The sequence below is a fragment of the Micromonospora inaquosa genome (assembly GCF_003857055.1).
Taxonomy (GTDB): domain Bacteria; phylum Actinomycetota; class Actinomycetes; order Mycobacteriales; family Micromonosporaceae; genus Micromonospora; species Micromonospora inaquosa.
The window spans coordinates 39,498-56,185 of record NZ_QGSZ01000178.1; the positions used below are offsets into that span (position 1 = coordinate 39,498).

Below are 16,688 nucleotides of genomic sequence, written 5' to 3' on the forward strand. Positions count from 1 at the left end.
GTACGGCCCGCAGCCTGAGCGTTGGCTGAGATCCGCCGTACGTCCGTCCGGTTGCCCCGATCGGTGCGGAGTCGGGTGCGAGCGCGCAACGTCCGGCGCGGCACAGCGAGTTGACTTCGGATCCCGTGAATTCCGATCTTCCGGGGATATCCACCTCGATCCCTCCATGTCACACCCACGGCTGACACAGAGCGTGTCGGCAACGCGGACAAATGGTGACATGACTCGAAGTGACGCGAACCTGACTCGTTCAGTGAGGTCTGACCAGTCGGGGGTTCGATTAGTTTTCCGGTCCGGTGGACGGGACTTGTCGGCTAGCCCGACGCCGCGCCGACTCGCGCCCCACGCCGGAGGAGACACACATGACAGTCCCCGCGCCGCGGGCTCGTCGACGGCCGTCCACGCTGGGCCGACTGCTGCCCCTGCTGCTCATCGGAGCGTTGTTGGCACCATTGGGCCTGCTCGTCACGTCGAACTGGCGGCAGATCACCGACGACCGGGACCTCGCCGCCCGGGAACGGCTCGGCGTGCAGTACCTCACCGCACTGGCGGCGGTCACCGACGCCCTCGTGGAGGCCCAGTCCAACGCGGTCAACGGCCGCCCGGTGGCACGGGACGCGTTGAACAGCGCGGTCGAGGAGGCCGCCGCGGTGGACGCCCGCATCGGCGCGGAACTGCTCAGTCAGGAACGCTGGGCCGGCGTACGGGCGAAGCTGGAGGCGCTGCGCGGCCGTAGCGCCACCGACCCCGAGGCCGCCTACACCGCCTACGGCGAGGTCGCCGACCTGCTGCTGGCCCTGCACCGGAAGGTCCGGGAAAGCTCCGGGCTGGTCCGCGACCCCGACCCCGACTCGTTCTTCCTCCAGGACAGCGCCGGCCAGGAGCTGCCCGAGGCGGTGGTCGCCGCCGGCCGACTCGCCGACCTCGGCACGCTGGTCTCCCGCCGGCCCGCCGCCGAGCAGCCGCGCGGCCTGATGGAGCTGAGCGGCCTACGGGTGTCCGCCCTGGCACCCGCCGCCGACCTCGTCGACAACCTGCGCTCGGCCGTCGACGGTTCGGAGAGCACCGACCTCGGCGCCAACGTGTTGACCCCACTGGACACCTACCAGCGTTCGGCGGAGGCGCTTGCCGCGTACTCAGTGCCCGGCAAGGACACCGGCGTGGTCAACCCGAGCCAGCTGAGTGCCGCCGCGCTCAACTCGCACCGCTCGGCCCGCCAACTTCAGCCGGTCATCCTCACCGAACTGGACACCCTGCTGGTCGAGCGCATCGACCGGTTCAACCGGGACCGCTGGTTGACCGCCGGAGCGGGGGTCGTTGCCGCGCTGCTGCTGAGCTGGCTCGCCGCGTTGCTGATCGCCGCCGCTCGCCGGGCCCGGCGTCGGGCCGCCCAGGCCGCGACCCACGTGGAAGGCCACGACACCCCGCTGTACCGCGACCTGTGGCAACCGCCGGCCGACGAGCCACGGGCGCTGCAACCGGCCGGCGCGGCCGGTGAGCCGGAGACCACACAGTGGGGGGCGTTCGATGCTGCTCGGTAGGCTCCGGATCCGCGGCAAGCTCGCCCTGCTCGTGGTGATCCCGCTGCTCAGCATGGTCGGTCTGGCCGTGCCGGTGATGCTCGACCGGGTCGCCGCCGCGCAGCGGGCCGGTGACACCGCCGAACGGGTCCGGCTGGCCAGCCGGGTCGGCAGCCTGGTCCAGGATCTCCAGCAGGAACGCATCCTCTCCGTCGGCTTCCTGTTCGGCCGGGTCGAACGCAGTGAACTGGTCCGTAAGTCCGCCGACGTGGACGACCGGGTGGCCGACCTCCGGGCGGCCCGCAGCGACGCGCTGACCGACGAGGTCGACAGCGCCCTCGACGGCGTGTCCAGCCTCATCGACCTGCGGGCGGCCGTCCTGGCCCGGGCCGCCAACCCGGGTCAGGTGATGGACGCGTTCGGCCCGGTCAACAAGGGGATCATCGAGTCACTGCGGCTGCCGTTCAGCGTGGACACCAACACATTGCCGGGCCGGCAGGTGCTCGCCCTCGACGGGTTGCTCCGCGCTGACGAGGGCCTCGGCGCCTGCGCCACCCTGAGCCTGCTGGTCAAGGCGATCGGCACCCCGGACACCACCGCCGGGTACGTGGCGTGCATCGCCGCGCTCCAGGTCGACAACTCGCGCTTCCGCAGCCTGATCACGCCTGAGCAGCTCACGGTGGCCCAGCTCAACGAGGCGGCGGTGGCCGCGCGTACCAGCCCCGACTTCCTGGTGACCAGCGCCCGGGATCCGGCCGGCGCCGTTCGCGACGTGCCGATGGAGGCGCTCTTCCCGGCCGTCCGCACGATGATCCGGCTCGGTCAGTTCGTCGAGAAGAAGCTGGTCGCGGACGTGCTCGCCGAGGTGACGGCCGAGCAACGGCGCGCGCTGACCGCCGCGTACCTGGTCGGTGCCATGGCGGCGTTGATCCTGACGCTGGTGGTGCTGCTCAGCGTGGCGGTGGCGCGGACGGTGGCCCGACCGCTGACCCGGCTCACCCGCTCGGCCGACCGGGTCGCCCGGGTCGCCGAGGCGGAGCTGGTCCGGGTCACCGACGACGAGACGGAGAGACCCCAGGCGGTCCGGTTGGAGCCGGTGGACATCCGCGCCAACGACGAGATCGGCGACCTGGCGCGGGCCTTCGACCGGGTGCAGAGCACCGCGGCGCAGCTGGTCGAACGGCAGGTCGCCGGCCGACGCAACGTGGCGCAGATGTTCGGCCACGTCGGGCGGCGTACCCAGAATCTGGTGGGTCGGCAGATCGCGCTGATCGACCGGCTGGAGCAGCAGGAGGCCGACCCGGGCCGCCTGGAGCACCTGTACCGACTCGACCACATCTCCAGCCGGTTGCGGCGCAACGCCGGCAGCCTCGTGGTGCTCTCCGGTTCGGCCGGGGCCGACGCGCACACCGCGCCGGTGCCGCTGGCCGACGTGGTCCGGTTGGCGCTCGGCGAGATCGAGGACTACACCCGGGTGGAGGTACAGGTGCCGGCGGGCGTCTCGGCCGCACCGGCGGTGGTCGGTGACCTCGTCCTGGCGCTGGCCGAGCTGATGGAGAACGCGACAGTCTTCTCCCCGCCGCACACGCGGGTGTTGGTGACCGCCGAGACGTCCGGCCTCGGTGCGCGGCTCACGGTGGTGGACCACGGCATCGGCATGAGCGAGCAACGGCTGGCTGAGGAGAACGCCCGGTTCACCCGCCGGGAACGGCTCGACCTGGCCCCAACCGAGGTGCTCGGCCTCTTCGTGGTGGGCCGGTTGGCCCGCCGGCACGGCTGGCAGGTTGCCCTGGCCTCCACCGGCGGCGGCGGGGTGACCGCGCAGTTGGAGATCCCGTCGACGTCGCTGGTGCTGCGCCGTGCCGACCGCGCCGGCGCCACCGTGGCCCGCGCCGCGGTGCCGGATCGGGATCGGCGCACCACGGCGACCCTCGACCCCGAGCACGACGCGCCGCCCCGCGCGACGGCCGTCGCCGTGCCGGCCCGCTTCGACTCGGACCTGCTCAGCCGGGCCACCCGCAGCCTGGACGCCGGCCCGTCCTGGAACGCGTTCGGTCGGGGCCAGCCGGAGGAGACCGTTCCCGAACCCCAGAGCCCGCAGCCGGCGGGCACGCCGGCCGGGTCGCGGGTGCGGCAGCGGGTGCCCGGGGCCACTCTGCACGCCACCGGCGCGACGACCCGGCCGGTGGACGCCACCAGCGCGGACCCCGCCGCCGCGCGCGCGCTGGTCGAGGCGTTCCAAGCCGGCGTACGCCGCGCCGAGATGCAGGTGGCACCGGGCCTCGACGGTGCGTCGGCGCGGACGACCAGCGACCCGTCGGCGCGGGCCGGGGTGGCCGAACCGGGCCCGACCGTCGACCTGCCCAGCACACCGGGAGGCGCCGGCCCCACGGTGCCGCGTGATGGCGGCTCGACCGATGCCGCACCGGAGCGGCCCCGGTTGAGCCGACGGGTACCGGGGGCGAACCTCGCCGCCGTCCCGGCCTGCCAACCGCCCACCACCCATCTCGGTGACCCGACCGAGGTCCGCGACCTCATCAGCGAGTTCGAGGCGGGCGTCGCCCGCGCTCTCCGCGAAGTCAGCCCCGACCACCGGAACGAAGAAGGATCATCACGGTGACCAGCCCCTTCCTGCACGACAACGTCGACCAGACCCAGCCCAGCACCAATGGGGACCTCAGCCCGGAGGCCCGTACGTTCAACTGGCTGCTGGACTCCTTCACCTCCAGCACCGCCGGGGTCCTGGAGGCGATCGCGGTCTCCTCGGACGGTCTGCTGATGGCCATGTCGGCGATCAAGGATCGGTCCAACGCGGAGCGGTTGGCCGCCGTCGTGTCCGGGATGACCAGCCTCGCCGGCGGGGCCGCCAGCTGGTACGCGCTCGGCGGCCTGAACCGGGTGATCGTCGACATGGCCGACGGCTACCTGCTGATCAGCGCGATCAGCAGCGGTTCCGTGCTCGGGGTGGTCGCCGACCGGTCGGCGAACCTGGGCACCGTCGCGTACGAGATGACGCTCTTCGCCGGGCGGGCCGGTGGCGCCCTGACCCCGCGACTGATCGTCGAGTTGAAGAACGCCGTTCAGCAGTGACCCCCGACGTCGCCGGCGAGGATCCGGATTCGGAACCCAGGGTTCGGATCCGCCCGTACCTGCGCACGTCAGCATCGTTCGGGGACGGCGCGGCGGCGACACCGGTGCTGCCGGAGCCGGACGGGGACCAACCGTCCGGCCCCCGTCCGTTCGTGCTCACCGCCGGGCGGGTGGCGGGTGCCGACCCGGCGATCGGGCTGGAGACCCAGGTGACCGTCCGCATGGACAGCACCGGGTGGGTCGGCCCGCCGGGCGCCCTGCTGGCACCGGAGCTTCAGACGATCATCGCGCTCTGCGTCGAGCCGATCTCGGTGGCCGAGATCTCGGCCCGCGCCCGCTTGCACTTCGGCGTGGTCCGGGTCCTGGTCGGCGACCTACGCGCCGCCGGGCACCTGGACGTGCACGTCACCGACACCGACGACGCTGTCGACCCCGATCTCATCCTGCGAGTGATTGATGGACTCCGTGCGATCTCCTGAATGGCCGGCCGCCCCGCTCGGCGGGGTCGCCGCGAACAGCGCCGCCGCCCGTTACGGCATGTCTTCGGGCACCGGGCCGATAGTCGGGCGGGCCGGGCCACCGCCGACCGCGCCGCCGCCGTACCGGCCCTCGTCCGGGACAGGGTCGGTGCCGCCTCCGGTCGGTAGGCCGGCCGCACCGCCGATCCCGGTCAAGATCCTGGTCGCCGGTGGATTCGGGGTGGGTAAGACCACCACAGTGGGTGCGATCTCCGAGATCGCGCCCCTGACCACCGAGGCCGAGATGACCAGCGCAGGGATCGGCGTGGACGACCCGGGTGCCCGGTCGGCCAAGACCACCACCACGGTCGCGATGGACTTCGGCTGCGTGACGATCGACCGGAGTCTGAAGCTCTACCTGTTCGGCACGCCGGGGCAGACCCGGTTCGGCTTCATGTGGGACGACCTGGCCCGGGGAGCGCTCGGCGCGCTGGTGGTGGTGGACAGCGCCCGGCTGGACGACTGTTTCCCGGCCATCGACTTCTTCGAGCGGGCCGGGCTGCCGTTCGTCGTCGGGGTCAACGCCTTCGACGGGCGACTGGCCCTGGAGCTCGGCGAGATCCGTTGGGCGCTGGCCATCGGCGATCATGTACCCCTGGTGCAGTTCGATGCCCGCGACCGGCGCTCGGTGCGGGACGCCCTACTGGTCGTCCTGGACCGCGCGCTGGACCGCGCTACCCGGGACAGGAAGGCCTGAGCCAGCCAGCTCCGGCCGTGGCGGGAAGAGGTGATCTGGTGAGGGGCGACCTGGACGAGACGCTGGCCCGGCTGGCCCGACGTGAGGAGGCGTCGCGCCGTCGGGCCGCCGAGCGTGACGACACCACCGCACCGTCGAGCCCGCCCGGCCCCGGCGGCGACACCCGCAACGCCCGGTCGGGTCGACACGACCCGCGGCACGCGGGGGTGGAGTCCCCGAGCGAGGTGGCCGGATGGGGACCGGTCGAGGAGGTGGCCGAGGCGGTCCGCCAGGTCGTCGGGGCCCACCCCGGGCTGGCGGTGACCGTGCAGGTGGAGCACGCCGGGCGGGCGTACCCGATGCGGGTGTCCTGGGACGGGTCTGCGGTCACGGTCGGGCCGGTGCCTCCGCCGACCCCGGTGGAACCCCCGCCGGCCTGGCCGCTCTCGGGTCGGACGGTGCCCGCCTGGGCGCCGGGCCCGGACGGTCTGACCCCGGACCCGGCGGCCCGGTTGGCCGAGCTGATCCGACGCGACCCGACGCTGCTGGACGAGCTGGATCCGCGGCGCTGACCGGCGGGGCTGGCTGCTGGCGGCTACGGTCGGGCAGTGGCGCAACCCGACCTGACTCTGACGGCGAGCCTGCGGCCGGCGGCGCTGGACGCCCGACGGGGCGTCGTGCGCCTGCACCCGGAGGCGCTGACCGCGCTGGGGCTGCGCCCCGGCGACCCGGTCCGCCTTGCCGGTCGCCGGGAGACGGCCGGAATCGCGGTGGCCGCCGGGCCGGGCGCGAGCAGCGCTCTGCTGTACGCCGACGACCTGACGTTGGGCAACCTGGGTCTGCGTGACGGCGGTCAGGTGCTGGTGAGTCCGGTGCCGTTGGTTCCGGCGAGCCGGGTAGTCCTGGCCGGGCCGGTGGAGGTCGTCGCGGCGGTCAGCCCCGAGATGCTCCGGCTGGCCCTGCTGGGCAAGGTGCTCACCGCCGGGGATGACGTGTCGCTGCTGCCGCAGGACGTGCTGCCGGACGCCTCGGTCCGCAGCCTGGTCGAGGCGGCGCGGCGCAGCCTCGCCAACACCGTGGGTTTCGCCTGGACCAGCACGCTGCTCACCGTGGTCAGTGTCGAGCCGGCGGCCGGCGCGCTGGTCACCATGGGCACGTCGGTCGGTTGGCAGCACGGCGCGACCACCCACGGCGGGCCTGCTCCGGGCGGCGCGACGCCGGCCCGGCCGGGTGCGAGCGCCGACGCCGTTCCGGTGGAGGACGCACCGGACGTGGACGAGTTGCCCGGTCTGCGGGCCCAGGCCGAGGAACTGACCGAGCTGCTGGACCTCGGCTTCCACCACCGGGAGGTGTTGGGCCGGCTCGGCACCACCATCTCGTTGGGCGTGTTGCTGGTCGGCCCGGCGGGTTCCGGGAAGTCGGCGCTGGTCCGGGCGGTGGCCGCCCGGGTCGGTGCCCGCGTGCACCCGCTCTGGGCGCCGGAGGTGGCGGCGCTGACCAGTCAGGCCGCCGCCGAACGGTTGCGCGCCGCGGCGGCGGCGGCCCGAGCCGGCGGGCCGGCGGTGCTGCTGGTCACCGACGTCGAGGCGCTCGTACCCGCGGATGAGCCCGGCCCGGTGGCGACGGTGTTCCGTCAGGTGCTCGCGGAGAGCGTCCGCGCCGGCATCGCCGTGGTCTGCACCACCGGCCGGCCGGAGGCGGTCGACCCCGCACTGCGCGCGCCGGACCTGCTGTCGCTGCGGATCAGCGTGCCGCTGCCGGATCAGGCGTTGCGCCGTGAACAGCTCACCGTGCTGACCCGGCAGGTGCCGTTGGCCGACGACGTCCGGCTGGACGACGTGGCCGCGCGGACCCCCGGGTTCGTCGCGGCGGACCTGGCCGCACTGGTCCGGGAGGCCGGGGTTCGCGCGGCGCTGCGGCAGAAGTCCGCCGAGACGCCGACGGTGTCGATGGCCGATTTCACCGCCGCCCGGGAAGTGGTCCGGCCGACCACGATGGCGGCGTCCACCCTGGACCTGGCGTCGGTGACCCTGGACGACGTGGGTGGGCTGAACGAGGTCAAGCAGACGTTGACCGAGTCGGTGCTCTGGCCGCTGACCTACCCGGACACCTTCGCCCGGCTCGGCGTGCAGCCGCCGCGCGGCGTGCTGCTCTACGGGCCGCCGGGTTGCGGCAAGACCTACCTGGTCACCGCGCTGGCCGGGTCGGGGCGGGCCAACGTGCTGTCGGTCAAGGGCGCCGAACTGCTCTCCAAGTGGGTCGGTGAGAGCGAACGCGCGGTCCGTGAGCTGTTCCGGCGGGCCCGGGAGGCGGCCCCCACCCTGATCTTCCTGGACGAGGTGGACGCGCTGGCACCGGTGCGCGGCCAGGCCACCGACGGTGGCACCACGGACCGGGTGGTCGCCGCCCTGCTCACCGAGTTGGACGGAATCGAGACGCTGCGCAACGTGGTGGTGGTCGGGGCCACGAACCGGCCGGACCTGGTCGACCCGGCGCTGCTGCGGCCGGGCCGGTTGGAGCGACTGGTCTACGTGCCACCGCCGGACGGGCCGGCCCGCACGGAGATCCTGCGGGCGGCGTCCCGGCAGGTGCCGTTGGCACCGGAGGTCGACCTGGCCGCCCTCGGCGACGAGCTGACCGGCTTCTCCGCCGCGGACTGCGCGGCGCTGGTCCGCGAAGCGGCGTTGGCCGCGATGCGGGAGTCGCTCGCCGCCGCCACGGTCACCGCCGAACACGTGTCGGCCGCCCGGGCCCGGGTACGCCCGTCGCTCGACCCGGCCCAGGTCGCCTGGTTGGCCGCGTACGCCGCCAACCGGGAGTGACCAACCAGTACAACCTTTCGTCACGCCCAGGGCGTTCCTAGTACGTCATATTCCTCAGTGGAGTCATCCACTGTGACGTCAGGTGGTGTTCCTTGCGCAAGCGGCTCTCTCTCCTCCTCGTCCCCCTCGTTGCGGCGGCGGCCCTGGTCTCGGTCGGCGCACCGGCGACGGCCCATCCGGCGAAGCCGTTCCCCGCCCGGATCGCGCTGCCGGACGGGTTCACCCCGGAAGGGTTGACGATCGGCCGGGGCACCACCGTGTTCGTCGGGTCAATTCTGGACGGCGCCGTATGGCGGGGTGACTTACGCACCGGCCGCGGCTCGGTGCTGATCCCCGGCACACCGGGCACCGACAAGGCGGGCCTCAAGCTCGACCCGCAGGGCCGGCTCTGGACCGCCGACTTCTCCGGCGGCGGCGCGAGCGTGTACGACGCGAACACCGGCACCAAGCTGGCCCACTACCAGTTCACCGATGTGCCGGGCAGCTACATCAACGACCTGGTGATCACCCAGCGAGCGGTCTACTTCACCGACTCCGCGCGCCAGGTGCTGTACGTGGTGCCCCTGGGCCCTGGTGGCCGCCTTCCCGCCCCCACCGCCTTCCGGGTGCTGCAGCTCAGCGGTCCGGCCGCCACTCCGGACGTCTACCACAACGGGATCGTGGCACTGCCGGACGGCGATCTGCTGGTGGCGCAGATGTTGAACGGTCAACTCGTACGCGTCGACCCGCGTACCGGCGGCAGCCGCCTCGTCGACCTCGGCGGCTACTCGATCGAGCGGGCCGACGGGCTGGTGCTGCGCGGACACACCCTCTACGTGATCCGCAACCTGTCCAACGTCATCGCGGTGGTCCGGATGAACGCCGGCTTCAACGCCGGGGTGGTGCAGCGGGAGATCACCGGCCCGCAGCTACGGTCGCCGGCCACCGGTGACCTGCTCGGCTCGGCGTTGTACGTGGTGAACGGCCGGTTCGACGTGGAGTCGACGCCGAGCACCGACTACGACATCGTCCGGCTGCCGGCCTGACCTGGGTGGTCGGCGGCGGCCCCTGGGGTCGCCGCCGGCCCAACGGGCACCTCAGAAGGCGGGCGGCGTCGAGTCGAGGCAGATCTCGGCGCGGATCTTGCCGTCGTCCTCGCGCAGTTTCGCGCCGCATTTCTGCAGGACCGCGACCGCACCGATGTTGTCCGGGGTCGTCTCGGCGACCACCGCCCGCATGCCCGCCCGAGCGGCGGAGTTCAACAGCTCCCGCAGGGCGGCGGCGCCGATCCCCTGCCCCCGTGCCGAGCGGCCGAGCCACATCCCGGTCTCCACAGTGCCGGGCTCATCACAGCGCGTCATCCGCACCATGCCCATCACCTCGCCACCGACGAGGATGGCGTACATCTGGGAACGGGTCGGGCCGTCCAGCCCGCCGAAGCTCGCCCGGTGGAAGTCCCGGAAGGCCTCGCGGCGGGCGAGTGACCAGCCGGCGGGGGCCTCGACCGGGGGCATGACATCGCCGGGCTCCGCCTCCGCAGCCGCTACGGAGAGCAACGGCTCCAGGTTCCGCTCGTCCACCGGCTCCAGCCGGACCGCACCCGCCACGTGCCGCAGTCTGCCGCCCTCATCGGCCGAAGTCCACCCCATTGGCCATCCACTGGCGGTCCGGACAGCGGTACCGGCCGGTCGGGCGGCCCTGGTGTTCCGCATCACGCTCTGTTGTCACCCGACCGGGTGTCGAACGCTCAAACCGCTGACTCGAACTCGCAGAACACCACCGACGCGTCGTCGGTGGACTTGTGCCGGCGCAGTCGGTCGGGGTGGTCGCGCTCGGCGTCCCGCACCCGGTCGATCAACGCGCCCGGACCGTCGGCGCCGAGCAGGTCCAGCAGACCCGCCCAGTCGGTCAGGCCGAACTGCTCCACCGCGCTGGACGCGCCGTCACTGAGCAGGGCCGCCCGCCGTAGCGCCCCCGGACCGCGCCGGGGTGCGGTCCCGGTCACCGCATGGAAGGCCGCGTCCGGGTCGGCAGCCGCCACCCAGTAGCCGTGCGTTCGGTTCATCCGTTCCCGCTGGACGCTCACGGCGTGCCGGAACCGGGTGACCGGGTCAGCCGCGCCGCCCGGCACGATCGCCACGGTTTCCCGCAACTCCGTCATCGCCGAGTCCAGCCGGTTGTCGGAGACCACGCTGACCTGCCCGCCGACGTCGAGAACCAGCGGACTGTCGCAGAGCACCAGGTAATCCACCTGGTCACCGCAGTCACGCAGGAGGCAGACCGTGCTGGACGGGGTGCCCGGATGGTCGAGGTCGCACTGACCGCCGTGGTCGGCGCGCACCGCGAGGATGGCCGCAGCCAGGTTGCTGGTCAGCCGGGCGGCCGGGCGTACCGCCTCGGCGACGCCGATCCGGGCGGCCAGGTGCCGGACGTACCACTCGGGCCCGTGCACGCAGCCGGTGTCGAAGCCGTCCGGCACTGTCGCGCCGTCCAGGACACCCACCAACGGGCCGAACCGGAAGACCAGGTCCTCGTTCACCGGCCGGCCCGGGGCCGGCGCGGACGCGGAGCGTACCCGCATCACCGGCGCCGGCCCCGGCCCACCGAACGGCTCAGCGCTGTCGAAGGTCGTCGACGGCCGCATGTGTCTCTCCCTGCACCTGACCGGCGGCCGAACGGCCCTGGTCGCGTACCGCGGACACGCCCTGCTGGGCGCTGGACCGGACCGACTGCGCCGCCTGCTGCGCCGGCTCCCGCAGGTTGTCCTGCATCTGGTGGCCAACCTGGCTCGCCTGCTCGCGCAGCTCACCGGAGTGCTCACTCACCATGTTCCGCGCTCGTCCGGCGAGTTGCCGCTCACGCCCGCTCGGCGGGATCAACGAGGCGGCCAGCAGACCGACTCCGAAGGCAACCAGGCCGGCGGCCATCGGGTTGCCCTGAGCCTGCTCGCGGGAGTGCTGCCCGAGTGAACGGGTTTCGTCACGTACCGAGCCGGCCGCGTGCGACATCCGCTGGCCAGCCTGCTGCCCCAGGTGATTCGAGCTGCCCATCATCTTCTCCTTCGCTCGGGTGACCGCCCCGCGGGCCTGCCCGACGCGGTCACCGGCGATCCGACGCGGGTTGACCTTGTCGGTCAGCGCGTCGACGTCACTGCTCAACTCGTTGCGGGTGGTCTCGATCTCCCGCCGGATCCGATCCGGATCACTGGACATGACCTGTTCCCTCCCGACTCGTTCACCGGCCCCGCAGGGCGTCCGGCAGCTCCCGGGCAGTCTGCTTCGTCCGGGGCAGAGCCGTACGCGCGCGCTTCAACTGGGTCCGGGCGTTGATGAAGAGGCCACCGGCGACGGCGGCCCAGAGCACCGCGACGATCAGGGCCGCCCACCCCTGGTCCATCGTGTTGGACAGCCCCCACCAGAGGGCATACGACACGAAGAGGACCGCCAGGAACCCGGCCAGCGCGGCACCGCCGAGCATTCCGCCGGCCTTGCCTGCCTGACTGGCCTCCTCGCGCAGCTCGGCCTTGGCCAGCTCGACCTCCTTGCGCACCAGGGTGGACATGTCCCTGGTCACGTCGCCGATCAGCTCGCCGACCGAGGCCTGGGTCCGCTCCTTTTCCGGGGCGCTCACGGTGCCACCCCGCCGGGCAGGTCCCGCGCCGGTTGACCGGCGGGCGAGACGTTCTGCGCTCGTGCCGTCCCCACGTACGGCTGCTGACCGGCGTCCACCGGTGCGCCCTGCGCGGGTGACGGAGCACCGGACGCGCTGCCACCCTGACCGTTACCCGAGGCCGGCGCGGTCAGGCCACGGGTGAGCCGCCCGACCAGCAGCCCGGCCACCGCCGCGCCCGCGAGGAACGTCGCCGGGTGGTGCCGGGCGTACGTGCGAACCTCGTCGAGCACCTCGCCGGGCTCACGCTCGTCGAGCCAGCCGGCGGCCTGCTGGGCGGCGTCGGCCGCCTTGCGTACCACTTGACCGGCCAGCCCGGAATCGCCGTCCCGTTCGGCCATCGAACCGAGGTTCTGACCCAGGTCGCGCAAGCCTGCGGCGGCCCGCCGCTGCTGTGTCTGCGCCTGCTCCCGAAGCTGCCCGGTGGCCTCACCGGTCAACTGCTGCGCCTGTCGCCGCGCCTCTGCGGCCACCTGACCGCCCTGCTCAGCGGCGGTGTGGGCGACCTGACCCCCGGCCTGCGCGGTCTGCTGGCCGACGCGCGAGGCCTCCTGTCGGGCCTGCTGTCCAGTGCTGCTCTGGTTCGTTGCCGTCATACCCCGCTCCCTTCCTGGGCCCGAGGTCGCAAGCGGCCTCGGCGCGCCTCCCGCCTACCCGCCTGGCCAGCCGCCATGCCGTCATGCCGGACCGACGGCCGGCGGCCGGCGCGGCGATCTTGCACTTTGTGTCCCGACAAAGACGCGCAAAAGCCACGAAACGGCGACAGAAAGTGCAAGATCGCGGGCGGTCAGCGGCGGCGGTTACGGGCGCGCGACGAGCGCAACCGGCGGAGCCGGCTGATCAGCACGGGGTCGGCGGCGAGGGCGGCCGGATTGTCCAGCAGACCGTTGAGCAGCTGGTAGTACCGGGTCGACGAGACTCCGAAGGTGTCCCGGACGGCCTGCTCCTTCGCACCGGCGTGTCGCCACCACTGCTGCTCGAAGGCGAGGATGGCCCGCTCCCGTTCGGTCAGCCCCGGGGCGGGAACGGTGGGCCGCGCCGACTCGTCTGCGGCAGGCGTGTCGGCGGTCTCGATGGGCGGCACCGGTCGGGGATTCGGGACGGCCGGCCCGGCGGCACCTGCGACCTCACCCGGACGAGCGTCGATGGACGGCTCGGGGGCGGCCGGGGTGGTGTCGGCGGACATGTCGCCCAGCCTAGCCAGCGGCGAGCAGGGACGCAGCAAGCGGCGCGGCCGGTCCGCACCGCCGGGAACCCCGACGGCCGGGCCGACCGCGCCGCGTCACTTCTGTCGGGTCAGGAGATGTCGCGGCGACGCATCGCCCAGAGCGCCGCCCCGAGGATCACCACCACCCCGACCGAGAGCAGGACGGAGGACTGCTGCCAGGTGATGTCCATCGTGGCCGGCTTGCACTCCCCGTAGTAGGTCGCGTTGCAGGAGTTCCAGTCCTGCAAGGTGACCGTCTTCGTCATCCAGGCCAGCGCGTACGTCGGCAGCAGCCAGGCCTCGGCGAACCGCACGCTCGCCATGGACAGCAGGATGCCCAGGCCGAACTGGCCGACCACCATCACGGCCACCACGCCGCCGAGGGCCATCGCGGTGTGCCGGCCCAGCGAGGCGAGGGCGAAGCCGATGGTGGTGAGCACCAACACCAGCACCACACCGCGTACGCCGGTCAGCATGAACGACTGCCAGACCCCGGAGGTCATCTTCTCGGTGCTGCCCCGGAAGGTGGCGACGGCCCAGAACCCGGCGAACCACAGCACCGCGGCGGGAAGCGTCACCGCCAGGATGCCGGTGAGCAGCGCGGCCAGCTTGGTGAGCAGTACGGTGAGCCGCTTCGGCCGCCAGAGCAGCAGGTTCATCATGCCGCCGGTGCTCCACTCGGCGCCGACGAAGGACGCGCCGATGACGAACCCGACCAGGGCGAGGATCGCCGCGAACGGGATCAGGGTCTCGTCGAACGTCTCCTTGAAGTCGAACGTCGAGGGCAGGAACCAGCTCGCCTCGATCTGGTCCCGGGACGGGGCCGTGATCATCGAGCAGTCGTCCGGGTAGCGGCCGTCGGTCGCGGTGCCGGCCGTCTTGGCCTGCTCACAGGCGGCGCGTTCCTGCTCGCTCCAGCGCACCTGCTCCTGGTACTGCTGGTCGGCCTGACGCTCGGCCCGGGCGAGCTGGCCGGCGTCGATCTTCTGGTTGGTGAAGAACACCCCGACCACCACCGCGGCCAGCACCAGCAGGCCGAGCAGCGACATGTAGCGGGTGAAGCGCCGCTTGCTGAGCCGGCGCAGCTCGGTACGAAAGAGGCTCACGCGCCCCACCCTCCCCCGGCGGGACCGGGCTGACCCGTCCCACCGACCTTCATGGACTCGTCGACCTGCCGGTGCTGACCGGGTACCGGCGCGGTGGCGGTCAGTTCGAGGAAGACGCTCTCCAGGTCGACGGCGATCGGCGCCAGCTCACTGACATAGAGGTTCTTCTCGGCGAGCAGCCGGGTCACCGTCGCCGGCTTGTCGACGCCGGCCAGCATCAGGTGGTCGGGGTGACCGGTGACCCGGATCCCCGCCTCGGTGAGCGCCTCGGTGGCCATCGGCAGGTCGCTGACCGCCTCCAGCCGGATCCGGACGGCACCGGACGAGTGCTGCGCGAGCACCTCGTCGACCGCGCCGAACGCGACCCGCCGGCCCAGCGAGATGATGGTGACCGAGTCGCAGATCAGCTGGATCTCACCGAGGATGTGGCTGGACAGCACCACTGTCATCCCCGATTCGGCGAGGGTACGCATCAGCGTGCGCATCTCCCTGATACCGCCCGGGTCGAGGCCGTTGGCCGGCTCGTCGAGGATGAGCAGCTTCGGGTTCTTCAGCAGGGCCGAGGCCACGGCGAGCCGCTGCTTCATGCCCAGCGAGTACGTCTTGACCCGCTCGCCGGACCGGTCGCGCAGCCCGACGAGTTCCAACACCTCGTCGACCCGGACGGCCGGCACCTCGCCCGCCCCCGCGAGCAGGGACAGCGTGTCCCGGGCGGTGAAGTGCGGGAAGAACTGCGGGCTCTCCACGATCGCGCCGACCTGGCCGGCGACGGTGGGCAGCGCGTCGGGGACCTCGTGCCCGAGCAGCGCCATCCGGCCACCATCGGGTCGGATCAGGCCGAGCAGGGTACGCAGCGTAGTGGTCTTGCCGGACCCGTTCGGACCCAGGAAGCCGTGCACCTGCCCCGCGTCGACCCGCATGTCGAAGCCGTCGAGCGCGTTGCGGGTGCCGCGTCGACGACTCTTGTACGTCTTACGTAGACCTTCGATCTCCAGGACAGCTGGCAAGCTGCACCTCCCCCGATGGGTGGGCGTGACAGCCGACACCATACGCGGTATGCAGGAGCGCGCAATACGCGGTATGCATCGACGCGCCGATCAGGTTAGTTCATCGACGGAGCGTGACCGCTCAGGCGCAGACGACCTGTACGCCGGCGGCGCGGAACGCCTCCACCACTTCCGGCGCGGCACCGGAGTCGGTCACCAGCGTCTCCACGCGCTCGACCGGGCAGATCCGGGCGAAGGCGTGACCCCCCAGCTTGGACGAGTCCGCGATGATCACCACGCGCTTGGCGCGGGCCACCATCAGGTTGTTCATCGCCGCCTCCCCCTCGTGGTGGGCGGCGGCGCCGAGCTGCGGGTCGATCGCGTCCACACCGAGCAGGGCGACGTCCAGGGTGACCTCGCGCAGCAACGCCCCGCCCAGCGGGCCGACCAGCTCGAACGACTTCGGGCGCACCACCCCGCCGGCCACCACGACCTTCATCCGGGATCGGACCAGCAGCTCGTTGGCGATGTTCAGCGCGTTGGTCACCACGGTGAGCTGGGCACCCTCGGCGCTGGTGTTCAGATCCGGTCGGACGGCGAGCGCCCTCGCCACCTCGGTGCTGGTGGTGCCGCCGTTCAGGCCGACCACGGTGCCCGGCGTGACGAGCGCTGCGGCGGCCGCCCCGATCCGCTGCTTCTCGGCCGAGTGCTTGGCCGTCTTGTAGCGCAGCGGCAGGTCGTACGACACGCCGTTGGCGACTGCGCCGCCCCGGGTTCTTGTGATCATCTGCTGTTGCGCGAGCTGGTCGAAGTCACGCCGGATGGTGGCCTGGGAGACGTCCAGCCGCTCAGCTGCCGCCTCGACGCTGACCCGGCCGTTGTCGGTCAGCATTTCGAGCAGGGCGTTCCATCTGGCGTACCGGTCCACCGCGGGGGCCCTCCCAGCAACTGCACGGACGGTGATTGATTGCGTGCACACTAATGCGCGAAACTAGGCTGGCGCAAAAGACTGACCTGCGCGATCGACTGGTCGGTTGCCATGGTCACCTGCGTTCGCGCAGAATAACGCGCGAAATGCGGGTCTAACGAGCCGTATTGCGCACCGATCGGCCCTG

Annotated in this window: 17 protein-coding genes; 8 read left to right on the top strand and 9 right to left on the bottom strand. The window is 72.4% G+C overall.

Annotated elements, in window-relative coordinates:
• Positions 1 to 362: 362 nt before the first annotated feature.
• From DLJ59_RS10545 to DLJ59_RS10580, 8 genes are all read left to right on the top strand, one after another.
• Positions 363 to 1,541, top strand: a complete 1,179-nt coding sequence (locus tag DLJ59_RS10545) for a hypothetical protein (RefSeq protein ID WP_124772322.1) — start codon at positions 363 to 365, stop codon at positions 1,539 to 1,541.
• Positions 1,528 to 4,140 carry a nitrate- and nitrite sensing domain-containing protein gene (locus DLJ59_RS10550; protein ID WP_124772323.1) on the top strand — a complete coding sequence of 871 codons (2,613 nt, stop codon included), beginning with the start codon at positions 1,528 to 1,530 and terminating at the stop codon, positions 4,138 to 4,140. The genes DLJ59_RS10545 and DLJ59_RS10550 overlap by 14 nt, the downstream gene beginning before the upstream one ends.
• Positions 4,137 to 4,610: a roadblock/LC7 domain-containing protein gene (locus tag DLJ59_RS10555; RefSeq protein ID WP_124772324.1), complete on the top strand. Its 474-nt coding sequence runs from the start codon at positions 4,137 to 4,139 to the stop codon at positions 4,608 to 4,610. The genes DLJ59_RS10550 and DLJ59_RS10555 overlap by 4 nt, the downstream gene beginning before the upstream one ends.
• Entirely contained in the window at positions 4,607 to 5,089 is a 483-nt protein-coding gene (locus tag DLJ59_RS10560; protein WP_124772325.1) for a DUF742 domain-containing protein, read from the top strand. Before DLJ59_RS10555 ends, DLJ59_RS10560 begins: the two co-directional genes overlap by 4 nt.
• Positions 5,067 to 5,825 (top strand): GTP-binding protein, encoded by a 759-nt coding sequence (locus tag DLJ59_RS10565; RefSeq protein WP_208648621.1) that lies wholly within the window; start codon positions 5,067 to 5,069, stop codon positions 5,823 to 5,825. The genes DLJ59_RS10560 and DLJ59_RS10565 overlap by 23 nt, the downstream gene beginning before the upstream one ends.
• 38 nt (positions 5,826 to 5,863) lie before the next feature.
• On the top strand, positions 5,864 to 6,376 hold the full coding sequence (locus tag DLJ59_RS10570) for a hypothetical protein (RefSeq protein ID WP_124772326.1): 513 nt from the start codon (positions 5,864 to 5,866) through the stop codon (positions 6,374 to 6,376).
• A gap of 36 nt (positions 6,377 to 6,412) precedes the next feature.
• A complete protein-coding gene (locus DLJ59_RS10575) occupies positions 6,413 to 8,626 on the top strand; it encodes an AAA family ATPase (RefSeq protein WP_124772327.1) in 2,214 nt (737 codons plus the stop codon).
• A gap of 92 nt (positions 8,627 to 8,718) precedes the next feature.
• The gene (locus tag DLJ59_RS10580; protein ID WP_124772328.1) at positions 8,719 to 9,651 is read left to right on the top strand and encodes an SMP-30/gluconolactonase/LRE family protein; all 933 of its coding nucleotides are present in this window, start codon (positions 8,719 to 8,721) and stop codon (positions 9,649 to 9,651) included.
• Between the two features lie 51 nt (positions 9,652 to 9,702).
• Here DLJ59_RS10580 and DLJ59_RS10585 read toward each other — a convergent pair whose 3' ends face one another.
• The 9 genes from DLJ59_RS10585 to DLJ59_RS10625 form a co-directional block, all read right to left on the bottom strand.
• Complete coding sequence (locus DLJ59_RS10585) at positions 9,703 to 10,212, bottom strand: GNAT family N-acetyltransferase (protein ID WP_124772329.1); 510 nt, start codon at positions 10,210 to 10,212, stop codon at positions 9,703 to 9,705.
• Between the two features lie 140 nt (positions 10,213 to 10,352).
• Positions 10,353 to 11,249, bottom strand: coding sequence for a hypothetical protein (locus DLJ59_RS10590; protein WP_124772330.1), 897 nt, complete (start codon positions 11,247 to 11,249; stop codon positions 10,353 to 10,355).
• Positions 11,218 to 11,817, bottom strand: a complete 600-nt coding sequence (locus DLJ59_RS10595) for a DUF3618 domain-containing protein (protein ID WP_124772331.1) — start codon at positions 11,815 to 11,817, stop codon at positions 11,218 to 11,220. The genes DLJ59_RS10590 and DLJ59_RS10595 overlap by 32 nt, the downstream gene beginning before the upstream one ends.
• A 22-nt stretch (positions 11,818 to 11,839) precedes the next feature.
• Positions 11,840 to 12,235: a phage holin family protein gene (locus DLJ59_RS10600; RefSeq protein WP_124772332.1), complete on the bottom strand. Its 396-nt coding sequence runs from the start codon at positions 12,233 to 12,235 to the stop codon at positions 11,840 to 11,842.
• Entirely contained in the window at positions 12,232 to 12,870 is a 639-nt protein-coding gene (locus DLJ59_RS10605; protein WP_124772333.1) for a hypothetical protein, read from the bottom strand. The genes DLJ59_RS10600 and DLJ59_RS10605 overlap by 4 nt, the downstream gene beginning before the upstream one ends.
• Before the next feature lie 191 nt (positions 12,871 to 13,061).
• Positions 13,062 to 13,460: a DUF3263 domain-containing protein gene (locus DLJ59_RS10610; RefSeq protein WP_124772334.1), complete on the bottom strand. Its 399-nt coding sequence runs from the start codon at positions 13,458 to 13,460 to the stop codon at positions 13,062 to 13,064.
• A gap of 110 nt (positions 13,461 to 13,570) precedes the next feature.
• On the bottom strand, positions 13,571 to 14,587 hold the full coding sequence (locus tag DLJ59_RS10615; RefSeq protein WP_124772335.1) for an ABC transporter permease subunit: 1,017 nt from the start codon (positions 14,585 to 14,587) through the stop codon (positions 13,571 to 13,573).
• Positions 14,584 to 15,594 carry an ATP-binding cassette domain-containing protein gene (locus DLJ59_RS10620; protein WP_124772336.1) on the bottom strand — a complete coding sequence of 337 codons (1,011 nt, stop codon included), beginning with the start codon at positions 15,592 to 15,594 and terminating at the stop codon, positions 14,584 to 14,586. Before DLJ59_RS10620 ends, DLJ59_RS10615 begins: the two co-directional genes overlap by 4 nt.
• A gap of 121 nt (positions 15,595 to 15,715) precedes the next feature.
• Positions 15,716 to 16,501, bottom strand: coding sequence for a DeoR/GlpR family DNA-binding transcription regulator (locus DLJ59_RS10625; RefSeq protein ID WP_088987368.1), 786 nt, complete (start codon positions 16,499 to 16,501; stop codon positions 15,716 to 15,718).
• Positions 16,502 to 16,688 lie beyond the last annotated feature (187 nt).

Coding starts and splice junctions, on each gene's coding strand:
- DLJ59_RS10545 (WP_124772322.1), top strand. CDS start 363: ATGACAGTCCCCGCGCCGCGGGCTCGTCGACGGCCGTCCACGCTGGGC.
- DLJ59_RS10550 (WP_124772323.1), top strand. CDS start 1,528: ATGCTGCTCGGTAGGCTCCGGATCCGCGGCAAGCTCGCCCTGCTCGTG.
- DLJ59_RS10565 (WP_208648621.1), top strand. CDS start 5,067: ATGGACTCCGTGCGATCTCCTGAATGGCCGGCCGCCCCGCTCGGCGGG.
- DLJ59_RS10590 (WP_124772330.1), bottom strand. CDS start 11,249: ATGCGGCCGTCGACGACCTTCGACAGCGCTGAGCCGTTCGGTGGGCCG.
- DLJ59_RS10595 (WP_124772331.1), bottom strand. CDS start 11,817: ATGTCCAGTGATCCGGATCGGATCCGGCGGGAGATCGAGACCACCCGC.
- DLJ59_RS10605 (WP_124772333.1), bottom strand. CDS start 12,870: ATGACGGCAACGAACCAGAGCAGCACTGGACAGCAGGCCCGACAGGAG.
- DLJ59_RS10610 (WP_124772334.1), bottom strand. CDS start 13,460: ATGTCCGCCGACACCACCCCGGCCGCCCCCGAGCCGTCCATCGACGCT.